This window comes from Eudoraea sp. (genome assembly GCF_049665975.1).
In the GTDB taxonomy this organism is placed as follows: Bacteria; Bacteroidota; Bacteroidia; order Flavobacteriales; family Flavobacteriaceae; genus Eudoraea.
In genome coordinates, this window is sequence record NZ_JBATGR010000376.1 from 1 (window position 1) to 11958 (window position 11958).

11 protein-coding genes and 2 pseudogenes are annotated in these 11958 nt (G+C 37.5%); 4 read left to right on the forward strand and 9 right to left on the reverse strand.

What is annotated here, in order from left to right:
• The first annotated feature begins 134 nt into the window (after nucleotides 1-134).
• The 3 genes from nqrF to WBN20_RS12805 all read left to right on the forward strand — a co-directional run bounded on the left by nqrF (nucleotide 135) and on the right by WBN20_RS12805 (nucleotide 2877).
• Nucleotides 135-1442, forward strand: coding sequence for an NADH:ubiquinone reductase (Na(+)-transporting) subunit F (nqrF, locus tag WBN20_RS12795; protein ID WP_424281973.1), 1308 nt, complete (start codon nucleotides 135-137; stop codon nucleotides 1440-1442).
• 69 nt (nucleotides 1443-1511) lie between these two features.
• A complete protein-coding gene (locus tag WBN20_RS12800) occupies nucleotides 1512-1868 on the forward strand; it encodes a Na(+)-translocating NADH-quinone reductase subunit F (RefSeq protein ID WP_424275914.1) in 357 nt (118 codons plus the stop codon).
• Entirely contained in the window at nucleotides 1846-2877 is a 1032-nt protein-coding gene (locus WBN20_RS12805) for an FAD:protein FMN transferase (RefSeq protein ID WP_424281974.1), read from the forward strand. Before WBN20_RS12800 ends, WBN20_RS12805 begins: the two co-directional genes overlap by 23 nt.
• On the opposite strand, the gene WBN20_RS12810 is transcribed toward WBN20_RS12805, so the two are convergent.
• Genes WBN20_RS12810 through gpmI form a run of 3 tightly spaced genes read right to left on the reverse strand, consistent with a single transcriptional unit; the run spans nucleotide 2878 to nucleotide 6016 of the window.
• Nucleotides 2878-3642 (reverse strand): class I SAM-dependent methyltransferase, encoded by a 765-nt coding sequence (locus WBN20_RS12810; protein WP_424281975.1) that lies wholly within the window; start codon nucleotides 3640-3642, stop codon nucleotides 2878-2880.
• A 14-nt stretch (nucleotides 3643-3656) separates the two neighbouring features.
• Nucleotides 3657-4475 (reverse strand): type I methionyl aminopeptidase, encoded by an 819-nt coding sequence (gene map / locus WBN20_RS12815; protein ID WP_424281976.1) that lies wholly within the window; start codon nucleotides 4473-4475, stop codon nucleotides 3657-3659.
• A gap of 23 nt (nucleotides 4476-4498) precedes the next feature.
• Nucleotides 4499-6016, reverse strand: coding sequence for a 2,3-bisphosphoglycerate-independent phosphoglycerate mutase (gene gpmI / locus WBN20_RS12820; RefSeq protein WP_424281977.1), 1518 nt, complete (start codon nucleotides 6014-6016; stop codon nucleotides 4499-4501).
• Nucleotides 6017-6250: 234 nt separating this feature from the next.
• Here gpmI and WBN20_RS12825 point away from each other — a divergent pair, with 234 nt between their 5' ends.
• On the forward strand, nucleotides 6251-6640 hold the full coding sequence (locus WBN20_RS12825) for an ankyrin repeat domain-containing protein (protein WP_424273014.1): 390 nt from the start codon (nucleotides 6251-6253) through the stop codon (nucleotides 6638-6640).
• Nucleotides 6641-6759: 119 nt separating this feature from the next.
• Here the strand turns inward: WBN20_RS12825 and WBN20_RS12830 are convergent, their stop codons facing one another.
• From WBN20_RS12830 to WBN20_RS12855, 6 genes and pseudogenes are all read right to left on the reverse strand, one after another.
• On the reverse strand, nucleotides 6760-6927 hold the full coding sequence (locus WBN20_RS12830; protein ID WP_424273013.1) for a DUF6747 family protein: 168 nt from the start codon (nucleotides 6925-6927) through the stop codon (nucleotides 6760-6762).
• A gap of 120 nt (nucleotides 6928-7047) precedes the next feature.
• Nucleotides 7048-7818 carry a M48 family metalloprotease gene (locus WBN20_RS12835; RefSeq protein ID WP_424281978.1) on the reverse strand — a complete coding sequence of 257 codons (771 nt, stop codon included), beginning with the start codon at nucleotides 7816-7818 and terminating at the stop codon, nucleotides 7048-7050.
• A gap of 42 nt (nucleotides 7819-7860) precedes the next feature.
• Nucleotides 7861-8595 (reverse strand): annotated as a pseudogene (locus WBN20_RS12840) (M15 family metallopeptidase).
• A 258-nt stretch (nucleotides 8596-8853) separates the two neighbouring features.
• Complete coding sequence (locus WBN20_RS12845; protein ID WP_424281979.1) at nucleotides 8854-10014, reverse strand: gliding motility-associated C-terminal domain-containing protein; 1161 nt, start codon at nucleotides 10012-10014, stop codon at nucleotides 8854-8856.
• 3 nt (nucleotides 10015-10017) lie between these two features.
• Nucleotides 10018-11148, reverse strand: coding sequence for a hypothetical protein (locus WBN20_RS12850; protein WP_424281980.1), 1131 nt, complete (start codon nucleotides 11146-11148; stop codon nucleotides 10018-10020).
• 1 nt (nucleotide 11149) lies between these two features.
• Nucleotides 11150-11958: pseudogene (locus tag WBN20_RS12855) on the reverse strand (hypothetical protein); the annotation flags it as partial.

The following is an 11958-nucleotide window of genomic DNA, read 5'->3' on the forward strand; positions in this document are numbered from 1 at the left end:
CTTACTGGCGGAGATGAAGCACCCGCGGCCGTCGAAGAAACTACAGCCGAAAAGATTGAAGAGAGCAAAGTAAAAGTTGAAGAAGAATTAGATGAGAAAGAGATTTCTTATAATGACCTAATAAAAGAAGAGGAATGATTTTAGCTACAAGCACCCTTGGTACCATAACCATTACGGTTATTGCTTTTATGATATTGTTGTTACTACTGGTGACACTTTTGCTTTTTACAAAAGAAAAGCTTTCTCCATCAGGTCCTGTAACCATAACCATAAATGGAGAAAAAAAGATACAGGTTGCCTCAGGGAGTTCTTTGCTTTCTACTTTAAGTAATCAAAAAGTATTTCTGCCCTCAGCTTGCGGTGGTGGGGGTACCTGCATTCAGTGTGAATGCCATGTGTTGTCAGGTGGTGGTGAAGCTCTACCTACAGAAACACCACATTTTTCAAAAAGGGAACTGACTGAAGGCGCAAGACTGGCTTGCCAGGTTAAGGTAAAACAGGATATGGATATAACTATTCCTGAAGAAGTGTTTGGAATTAAAAAATGGGAAGGGACTGTTGTACGCAATTATAATGTTGCATCATTCATTAAAGAATTTGTGATTGAAATACCGGAAGATATGGGATATAAAGCAGGAGGATATATTCAAATTGAGATTCCACCCTGCGAAATAAAGTATTCCGATATAGACATTACAGCTCACCCTGAAGAACATGAGACACCAGATAAGTTTCAAAATGAGTGGGATAAATTTAACCTTTGGCCTTTGACAATGAGAAATAACGAGGTGGTTGAGCGAGCATATTCCATGGCGTCTTACCCTGCAGAAGGTAGAGAAATAATGCTAAATGTTCGAATTGCCACTCCGCCATGGGATAGGTCTAAGAATGGTTGGATGGTAGTAAATCCAGGTGTAGCTTCTTCTTACATTTTTGCTCAAAAGCCAGGAGATAAAGTGACCATATCCGGACCGTATGGTGAATTTTTTATCAATGAGTCCGATTCGGAAATGCTATATGTTGGGGGAGGTGCAGGAATGGCCCCAATGAGATCTCATTTATACCACCTTTTTAAAACCTTGAAAACTAATCGTAAGGTTACTTACTGGTATGGAGGTCGCTCAAAAAGGGAATTATTTTATATAGAACATTTTAAAGAATTAGAAAAAGAGTTCCCGAATTTCAAATTTTATATGGCATTGTCTGAACCTTTGGAAGAAGATAATTGGAAAGTTAAGGAGGACCTTGATGCCCCCGGGGACGGATTTGTTGGATTTATTCATAATTGTGTTATAGACAATTACTTGAATAATCATGAATCCCCCGAAGATATTGAACTCTATTTTTGTGGACCCCCACTTATGAACAAGGCTGTTCAAAAAATGGGAGAAGATTTTGGTATTCCAGATGAACACATACGTTTTGATGACTTTGGAGGTTAATAATTTTAACTTTATATAATTTAAAACCGATATTGATCAATATCGGTTTTTTTATAAATAAATAATAAGTTGCAGGCACTAACAGAACAAGAATTGCATAACCTGGCAATGAATATTGTAGGGAGACAGTTAGAATCTGAAGGATATGAATTCATGGGCGTCAATAGTAAACCACTAAAGAACCCTCAATTTGTCTGCCTCAAGGAAAAAAAATTGTATTTTATTGTTGTTCGTAATGTTGTTTATCCCAATGATCCTTTACTATATGACAAGGGCCTTATGATAAAAATTAAAGAACAAGCATCCAAATTTGAGGCTAAAACCTACTATGCCGGAGTTGGTTTGTCTAACGCAGAGGATCAAAATCTTCCTGTTTATCTTAATGAAGCTTATATTGTACATTATGATGGTCTTCTCGAAATTTAGAATTAAGGTACTTTATCTTTTCCTTTTAGGGGCATTAATGTCTTCCTGTGGGCTTGATTCTTCCACATATGTTAAAAGCACACACTTTGGAGGTGCTCTGGGCACCTCATATAGTATTACACTCCTATACCCGGAAGAACTCAATCTAGAAACGGAAATAGATTCTGTATTCAGAGTTGTAAATCATTCCATGTCTACCTATTTGCCCGATTCAGATATTTCTAAAATTAATCTGGGCGATTCAATGATCGTTGTAGATAAGATGTTTCGGGATGTATTTGAGCTTTCTAAAGAAGTTTATTCTAATACTAATGGTTATTTTGATCCGACTGTGGGCGCTCTTGTAAACGCCTGGGGATTTGGCCCGGGGAAACAGCTGGTATTAGATAGTACCAAAGTGGATAGTATTCTTCAATTCGTGGGCTTTCATAAAGTTCGATTAACCGAAGAGGGAACTGTAATTAAGAATGATCCCAGAATTTACATCGACTTCAATGCAATAGCTAAAGGATATGCAATAGATCGCTTGGCTGAGCTTTTGGATCAAAAAGATATTGAAAATTATTTAATTGAAGTGGGAGGTGAGATCGTTGCTAAAGGAGAGAATAAATTAAAACAAAAGTCCTGGATTGTTGGTATTGATGATCCTCAAATTGAGGAGGGCAGAAGACTAAAACTCACACTTCAGCTTAGGAATAATGCTATGGCGTCATCCGGTAATTATAGAAAATTCAGGATAGATTCTACCACGGGTAAAAAATTTGTACATACAATTAATCCTATAACCGGTTACACTAAAAATTCTAATGTTCTTGCTGTCAGCGTAATTGCAAAAAATTGTGCAAAGGCAGATGCTTATGCAACGGCATTTATGGCAATGGAGTTATCAGAATCCATAAAATATTTGAACTCTCACGAAGAACTAGATGCATATATCATTTATATTGATGAAATTGGAGAGGTAAAAGAATTTATGACTTCGGAGTTTAAAAAGCTTTTAGTTTACTGATCACTTAGTAACAACGGGAATAATTTCCCCTTTTGCCAATCTATATTTTTCAATCTCGGAAACAGACATTCCCGATGTGTAATCTACCTCATTAACTTTAAATCCGGCTTCTTTTAATCTGTCGAAATAATCACGCCCATAAATACGAACATGATCGTATTGTCCAAAAATTTTAGCCCGTTCTTTCTTATCGGTAATTGTATCATCTTCATAAGTGACTTCTCTTTTAAGATCCTGAGGTATTTGAAAAATACCCCAGCCCGAAGGTTTAAGAACACGATAGAGCTCGCTTATTGCTTTTTTGTCGTCTGGGATATGCTCCAATACATGATTGCATAAAATTATATCAAATGAATTATCCTTAAAGGGAAGCGCACAAATATCGGCTTTCACATCGGCAAGTGGAGAGTTTAGATCTGTAGTGGTATACTCCAGTTTTTTTAACTTCTTAAATTTTCTATAGAAAGCCTGCTCCGGCGCAAAATGTAAGACCTTGTGAGGTGCTGTAAAAAAATCGGTTTCGTTCTTGAGGTATAACCACAAAAGGCGATGTCTTTCCAGAGATAACGTAGAAGGCGAAAGAACATTTTCCCTGGGGTTTTCATATCCATATGGAAGGAAGCTTTTAAATTTTTTACCATCAATTGGATCTGTATACTTATCCCCTTTAAGTGTCATTGAGAGGATGGGTCTTGCCAGGTAGCTCAATTGAATTAATAAAGGCCTGGGTATTTTATTTAGGACATATTTGAATAGTTTTTTCAAAATCTTTTTGCAGATTAGAGTTGAAGCTTCTTAGTCCTAAATTCTTCTTCCTCATTATTTTTTATACCAAGCGCTTCATAGATATATTGGAAGGTGGAAAGTAATTCCGGTTTACCCTGTATAAGGGCCACATTATGCTCAAAATGAGCACTTGGCTTGCCATCGGCCGTTAGGATGGTCCATCCATCACGGAGCTGTTTTATGCGCTTGGTACCCATATTAATCATAGGTTCAATGGCTACTACCATTCCGTCTGCAAATTTCTTTCCTCTTCCACGCCTACCATAATTTGGCATCTCGGGTCCTTCATGGAGCTTTTTTCCAAGACCATGACCTACGAGTTCTCGTACTATTCCATATCCATGGCTTTCGCAGTAATTTTGAATTGCATAACCAACGTCTCCGACACGGTTTCCTAACTTGAATTCCCTGATTCCTATATAGAGAGATTCCTTAGTAATCCTTAGAAGCTTTTTGGTCTCTTCATCAACGTTTCCAACTTCAAAAGTATATGCATGGTCTCCGTAAAATCCATTTTTTAAGGCACCGCAATCTACAGATATGATATCCCCATCCTTCAATGGTTCTTTGTTTGGAATTCCATGGACTACCTGTGCATTTGGACTCAGGTTTAATGTGTTTGGGAAATCATACATGCCCAGGAAACCTGGTTCAGCACCATGATCACGAATATATTCCTCTGCCAATTTATCTAAGTAAAGTCCGTCAACACCTGGCTTAATTTCAGAGGCCAGCATTCCTAAAGTTTTAGAAACTATTAAAGCACTCTCTCTAAGAAGTTCAATCTCTTCTAATGTCTTAATAACTACCATGATTCTAATTTAGTACATTCCACCTATATCAAAGAGTGTTGCGTCATTAATGCCGGCTGAGGAATGCCCATAAGTTCAAGAATTGTTGGAGCAATATCACCCAGTACACCATCTTTTATGTTTTTTATATCCTTATCAACCAGGATTAAAGGCACCGGATTTGTTGTATGTGCAGTATTTGGCGTGCCATCTGGATTGATCATAGTATCGCAATTACCGTGATCTGCAATAACCAAGGTAGAATATCCGTTTTTCAATCCTGCGGTAATAACCGCTTGTGCACATGCATCAACGGTCTCACAAGCTTTTATTGCAGCCTTCATATCCCCGGTATGCCCTACCATATCCGGATTTGCGAAGTTTAGGCATACAAAATCCACTTCCCCTTTATTAAGCTCGGGAATTATAGAATCTCTAATTTCATAAGCGCTCATTTCCGGTTTCAGGTCATAAGTTGCCACTTTTGGTGAAGGGCACAATATCCGTTCTTCACCCTCAAAAGGAATTTCTCTGCCGCCGTTAAAGAAAAAAGTTACATGAGGATATTTCTCGGTTTCTGCTATACGAATCTGTTTTTTACCTTGATGGGCAAGAACTTCACCTAAGGTCTCCTTAATATTATCCTTGCTATAAACTACATGTACACCTTTAAATGAATCGTCATAATTAGTAAGGGTTACATAGTAGAGATCTAGTTTATGCATGTTTTGTTCATGAAAATCTGCTTGGCTTAGTACCTGAGTTAGTTCTCTGCCTCGGTCAGTCCTAAAATTAAAAAAGATAACTACATCGCCCTCTTTTATTTTCGCCAGCGGTTCTCCGGCTTCATTAACCATAGAAATAGGTTTAATGAATTCATCAGTGATACCTTCATTGTAGCTTTTTTGCATCGCTGCAGATATGTTATTAGATGGTTCGCCTTTCCCATTAACCAATAAATCGTATGCTATTTTTACACGTTCCCATCTTTTATCCCGATCCATTGCGTAATATCTGCCAATAACTGAAGCCAGTTTAGCATTTTTATCTGAGCAGAAGGCGGTAAGGTCCTCTAAAAAGGTAATTCCACTTTTTGGATCTACATCTCTTCCATCGGTAAAAGCATGAACAAATGCATTTTCAACTCCATAATTTTCACTTACTTCAATAAGTCCTTTTAAATGGTCTGTATGACTATGTACTCCTCCATTACTTAGTAAACCCAGAAAATGTACATCCTTGTTATGTGCTTTGGCATAAGTGAAAGCGTCTTTTAACTCCTTTTCTTCCTTTAGCGTATTTTCTTTAACGGCAAGATTAATTTTTGCCAAATCCTGATACACAATTCGCCCGGCTCCTAAATTCATATGACCTACTTCACTATTACCCATTTGTCCTTCAGGAAGGCCAACATTCATTCCATCCGTCAGAAGATTAGCATTAGCGTATTTTTTGTAAAGTGAGTCTACAAAGGGTGTATGGGCGTTTTCAATAGCCGAAACTTTAGGGTCCGGCGATTTACCCCATCCATCCAAGATCATCAAGATTACCTTTTTATTCATGTTCCTTTATTTAAAGATTTAGCAAAAATACAGTGATTTACCAAGGTTTACCAGTATTCCTTGAGGCTTTTTATAAAATTTGCCGGAAGATTAAATCAACTTTTATATTCAACTGTAAAGAAAGGCTAATTGTTAAAATTAAGTTATTTATGTGTTAATAGTGAAACAATTATTAATAAGCGGCGTCTATTCTAATATAATCAAAATCTATTCATCAATTAAAATCAATTCATCATGAAAAAAACAATCTTTATTGCGGCCACAGCATGTCTGCTAATGGTTTCTGGCGTTTATGCCGAGAACAGTGCAACTAATGAATCTACCAAAACAACTTTAAATGTAAAGGACCTTGCTATCAGTTCTTTTTGCAAAGCAATTCTTCAGGGAGATATTGATACGGTAAAAACATTAATTGAACTTGGAGAGGACGTTAATCAAAAATCCTTAGACATGACTCCTGCAATGTTCGCCGCGAGGTATAACAAAGCTGATATATTGGAGTTACTTATTGCAAATGGAGCAGACCTATCTATAAAAAATGATAAGGGGTATACCGCTAAGAAGTTGGCAAAACTTTCTAATGCTACTGATGCCCTTGCTGTATTAGAAGGACACAATATCTAGAAAGAAAAGTTTATTCATCAATCAAGAAAAACCCTGACATTAATGTCAGGGTTTTTGGATTGGTTTGGTTTTAAAACATTTTGTGTTCTTGCAAAAGAGCTAATTAAAAATTAAGCTAACTAAAATTCAAATCCCGTAAAAGCCCTATAAAAAAAGGCATAGATGGCCATAGACAGCATTAATACACAGAAAAAGGAATAAATTTTTAGCAGTACTACAACAAATTCCGGTTTACAGTCGTCAAATGCTTCTAAATAAAGACTTTTAAAATGCAATAGCGTTCCCATATAGTTTCGTTTAAAATAAAAATCAAAGCTATAAGGGTTAAATCAGAGGTATAAAACAGATTGGGAGTAAACCAAATATACAAAAAAAAGATTCATGGCCCGGAAATAACCTTACAAATCTTATCCGGCTTGGTCTTCGTATTTCCGGATAGATTCCTTAATTTTTTCAATTCTATTATCCGGATCCGGATGTGTGCTTTGAAATTCGGGAACTCTGTTTGGCCCTGCCGAAGTTTTTAATATCTCCATTACATGAATCATTTCTTCCGGCTCATAATTACTTTGCAACATGAATAAAACCCCCAGATCATCGCTTTCCAGTTCGTCTTCACGGCCATTTGTTAAAAGTGTATTTTGGCCAATACCACTTACAAGGCTACCAGCATCAGCACCCACACTGGCGCCCATGGATACAGTTTTCCAAAAATTACTCTCTGCAATTCGTTCGGCTGAATGTCTGCCTATGACATGTCCAATTTCATGTCCAAGGACCCCGGCTAGCTGTGATTCATTAAGTTGCTTGAATAGGGCATAAGTTATAAAAACTTGCCCACCCGGTAATGCAAAGGCATTAATAGTTTGGTCATCTGCGAGTAGATGAAATTCATATTTGTATGGAGTTTCCCGAGCAATACTATTTTGTATCAGTCGGTTTCCAACGGCATCCACCAGGGTTTGGAGGCGCTCATCCGGATATAAGCCTCCGTATTGCTGAGCCACTTCGGGAGCACTTTGAAGACCTATAGCAATTTCTTGTTCAGAGGTCATATTGATATTTTGAACTCTTCCGGTATATGGATTCTTTTCCTTATTGTTCCAACGCTGAATGAGTGCAAATGCCACTATGACTAAACCAATAACTATTCGAATTTTCCAACTGCCTCTTCTCATAGTAAAGTATTTATTTCTGTTATGCTAAAGTTCAAAAATTATTCACAAAAGTTCTGGATTTATATCTAGTATATTATCTTCAATATATGTTTTTACAAATTCTGTAGTCAAATGATCACTGCCTAAAAAATCTTCCTTCTCCAATTGTTTCATAATATTTTTAAGCCTGAAAGATTTAAGCATAGGTATGGATAATGGAGCGTAGCTGTAATGCCAGGGTTCATATTTAAACCCTCTTCTTTTGGAATCATCTGTATAAACCAAGTAATAATTATACTTTTTAGAGTTTTCGTCCATCCACAGTTTAAATTGTTCAAATGGTCCTCCTGTTTAAAATTTACTTGGGACAAGTACATCACCATCTACTTTGGGACGCCCATCAATAAGATCTATATCAGTCCCCCAATGATGCCTGCTTGTACCGGGAATGGTAGAATATTCTATTATCTTATCAATTGCATCTAATGGTTCCATCCCATCATCATCTGTATATTTTAAATATTTACGTTCAAAAATTACAGCTTGTCTATCAAAACTACGATAACTCGATACGATTTTCATCTCAATACCATCGGCCAGGGCTGCCTTTTTCATTTCAACAAATGCATCATGTGCTTCCTTCCTTAAATTAATGCCATCGCCGTAGAGCTCAATTTCTGTTTTGCCCATTAATTCCTCAATGGAATATTTGGTATCCTGAAGTAAAAGGGAGCTTGGGACAATAGTTAGGGCCAGGCCACAAACCCCACTTCTTTTAATAAACAACCTTCTTTTCATAATTCTTGGTTTAATCTGGGGTATTATATGATTTCCTTCTTCAAATCAAAAAAGACACCAAATATCTAAATCACGATTCTTAAATATAGTTATTTTACCATACAACCATGTCTAAAACGATGTACATCTAATAGCGTATTCGTCAAAGTTAAGAAGTATTTAAGAAAATATATCTTCTGAAGAGTATTTATGCCTTTATAAAAAAAATACTTTACTTAAGCCTGGGATAATGATTGGAGGATTTATTGAGATAACGGCCTAATTGGAAATATAGAGATAACCCTGGTGTTTTCGTCGTAAATCATTAAGGGTTATGATATAAAAGTATATGCCTGTTTCTAAACCCGAATTCTTTTGAATTGCGTTTTCCATGTTTGAATAGCCATTAAACTGTCCATTGTAGTTATCCATGGTATAAACTAATACCCCGTAACGGTTAAAAATCTGAAGGGAATTATTCGGGGATTTTTCAATACCCTCAATAGTTAGTACATCATTTTGACCATCACCATTGGGGGTCATATAATAGTTATCTAACTCTATGGTATCAAAGGTTTCCAACGCGTCATCATTGCCTCCTATGGTAATTATCTCATAATCATCGGGAACAAATAGATCTGAAGTAATTGATCCATAGTCCATTCCACCTTCGACACCCGTGTTACCCAAATTAACCCATTGGTTTTCAGATTTGCTCCAGCCCACTACTTTAAGATCACTAATAAATTCACCCAAAGCAGCAATATTGCTGTAACCATCCCAACTAAGGGTGACGTTTGAAGGCACGTCGCCTTCAAGTCGCCAGAATTCCTTATCACTTACTGACATATATTCTGAGGACCTTTTATTTGTGCTGTAAATGGCGTTTAAGGTTTTTGAATTATTGGGATCTTCAAAAAAGTAAGCACATTTTGCCAAAGAATTTATGGCCATTGATTTTATAGTTAAAGGTCTTAACCTTAGGTCATCGCCAACAGGAAATACGAAGGTATCTTTATTGGTCATTGCAGCATAACCATATACTTTTGAAACACCGCTTTCACCTGTATAAAAAGAGTTGTCGAAGAAATTTGAATAAATTCCTGATTGTGTTCTGGGTGTTATGATATCACCAATAATTAAATTTCCATTGTTATTTACACCTAAAGAAGTCTGAAGAACCAAACCATTTTCAACGGCTACCTCGGCATCAAAAAAGACCGGAGTAAAAGCCCCTGAAACCGTTAATTGGCCAAAATCACTATAAAAACCAACCAATCCCATATTCTGATCAAAACTACCGTCATTGATAAGATCCAAGTGTAAACCAACCATTGCAGTTTCATGGATCTGTATATTACCATAATTGTGCAGGGCTTCCTGACTGAATAGCTGAAAGCTCCAGACAAAAAACAATAATATGGTGATAAGGTATCTCATTGACTATCGAAGTTTGTTTATTACAAAACTGGATTCCCCCGAACCACTAAATCTAACGGTACCCGAATTGGCCTCCCTGTAGGTAATAATTGTAACAACATCATTAGCGTTGAGTTGTAATATTTCACTTACATGTACGCTAGAATGATTATGACCGGAAGCCCATCTGATATATCCAGAAGCTCCTATAGCCCCAATAGCAGTTCCATTAACAGCAATTCTGGCATTTACGTTTGTTCTTTGATGCGTATTTCCTCCCGAGGATATGCCTACAAAAGACAGATTTGCTCTTATGTCATATCTTCCTGTTTCTTTAATCGTTAGACTAGTGCTTGTGGCAGTATACAAATTGTTTCCGTCGTCTTTATAATCTTCACTCCCAAACAGGGGGATAGTAGTATTATTATTATTCAAATTGGTGGATGTGTCCGTATTTGTCCATCGGCCACCATAGTTTACTTTTGATCTTTGTAGCACACCTGTAGCATCTACTGCCAAAATATCATCAGATTCAGCGGCATTACTAAGTGTCCTAATTCTCACATTGCCATTTACATCCAATTGTTGGGTTGGATCGTTTGTATTTACACCTACATTTCCTCCGTTTTTTAAAAATAACCGATAATCAGCTACATTAGATTCCACAAAGTTTAACCCCCCTGACAAAAGATTCCAATGCCATTTAGGCGTACCGGTATTGTCCTGAAAAGCAAGGATGTCAATACCATTGGCCTTGATCACCAATGGATGACTGTTAAATACAGACGCTTGATTAATTAGAACCTGTCCACGATCCTGTACCAATCTTAGTTTTTCAGTATTATTAGATTTCAATATTAAATCCTGAGCATCAGAAGTACCAATAAAATTAGTAGAGGATGTTGTTCCTGAATTTCCAGTAGTGTTCCACCCCCCTGTTGAACTACCGACTGCGATCCAGCTAAGACCATTAAACTGATAAACACTTTGATCTGTTGCGTTATATATTAATGATCCGGTATTTGCCCCTGAAATAGCACTTATCTCTGTTGCTGTAGCATTTGTTAAGCCAAGTAGCAATCCGGCTTCTATTTGTGAATAGGAAGTCCAACTGCTGATCACGGCAATAATTGTAAGTTTTAAATTTCTCATCATCTTACAGATCAAGAATGGTGAACATAAACTCAGAATTATATCTGCTTCTGTTTGTTCCTCCATTATCATTATCTCCTATTATTACTTCAAAGCTTGTGTTCGTTTGACTGTTATACGAAATACCTGGGTCGTCATTTCCTGCTCCGCCTCTTCCTGGTTGTGTTAATTGTATAATATAATTTGCATCTGCTACTAGTCCGGCTGGAAGATTGACTCTATAACGACCATTACCTGACAGCTTAGTTACACTTATTCCCGCAGTGGCTCTTATTACATTTCCGTTGGAAGCAATTTTTCCAAATGCCTTTACAGGACTTTCATAAAATGCACCACCATTTGATCCTACCGTAATACTATTGTTAGTTTCAGATCCAACCACATTTGCCGTTTGGTCTGTTGTGGTTTCATTGGTATACGTAATAATTCCTGTTGAGGTATCCTGACTTAAATTGGTTGTGATATCATTACCAGGATCTCCTTGAGGACCCTGAGGGCCTGCCGGACCCTGAGGACCTATTGGACCTTGATTCCCATCAGGACCTTGGTTCCCATCGGGACCTTGATTTCCATCAGGACCTTGATTACCGTCGGGGCCTTGGTTTCCGTCCGGACCTTGTGGACCTTGAATTCCGTCAGGACCTTGTGGACCTTGGTTTCCGTCCGGGCCTTGATTCCCATCGGGACCTTGGTTTCCATCTGGGCCTTGAATTCCGTCTGGACCTATTGGACCCTGGTTACCGTCAGGACCTTGATTTCCGTCCGGACCTTGTGGACCTTGATTTCCGTCTGGACCTTGATTCCCATCGGGAC

Excerpts from the sequence above, each read along its gene's own strand:
- nqrF (WP_424281973.1), top strand. The coding sequence starts at position 135 with ATGATTTTAGCTACAAGCACCCTTGGTACCATAACCATTACGGTTATT.
- WBN20_RS12805 (WP_424281974.1), top strand. The coding sequence starts at position 1,846 with ATGATGGTCTTCTCGAAATTTAGAATTAAGGTACTTTATCTTTTCCTT.
- map (WP_424281976.1), bottom strand. The coding sequence starts at position 4,475 with ATGGTAGTTATTAAGACATTAGAAGAGATTGAACTTCTTAGAGAGAGT.
- gpmI (WP_424281977.1), bottom strand. The coding sequence starts at position 6,016 with ATGAATAAAAAGGTAATCTTGATGATCTTGGATGGATGGGGTAAATCG.
- WBN20_RS12825 (WP_424273014.1), top strand. The coding sequence starts at position 6,251 with ATGAAAAAAACAATCTTTATTGCGGCCACAGCATGTCTGCTAATGGTT.
- WBN20_RS12830 (WP_424273013.1), bottom strand. The coding sequence starts at position 6,927 with ATGGGAACGCTATTGCATTTTAAAAGTCTTTATTTAGAAGCATTTGAC.
- WBN20_RS12835 (WP_424281978.1), bottom strand. The coding sequence starts at position 7,818 with ATGAGAAGAGGCAGTTGGAAAATTCGAATAGTTATTGGTTTAGTCATA.
- WBN20_RS12845 (WP_424281979.1), bottom strand. The coding sequence starts at position 10,014 with ATGAGATACCTTATCACCATATTATTGTTTTTTGTCTGGAGCTTTCAG.
- WBN20_RS12850 (WP_424281980.1), bottom strand. The coding sequence starts at position 11,148 with ATGATGAGAAATTTAAAACTTACAATTATTGCCGTGATCAGCAGTTGG.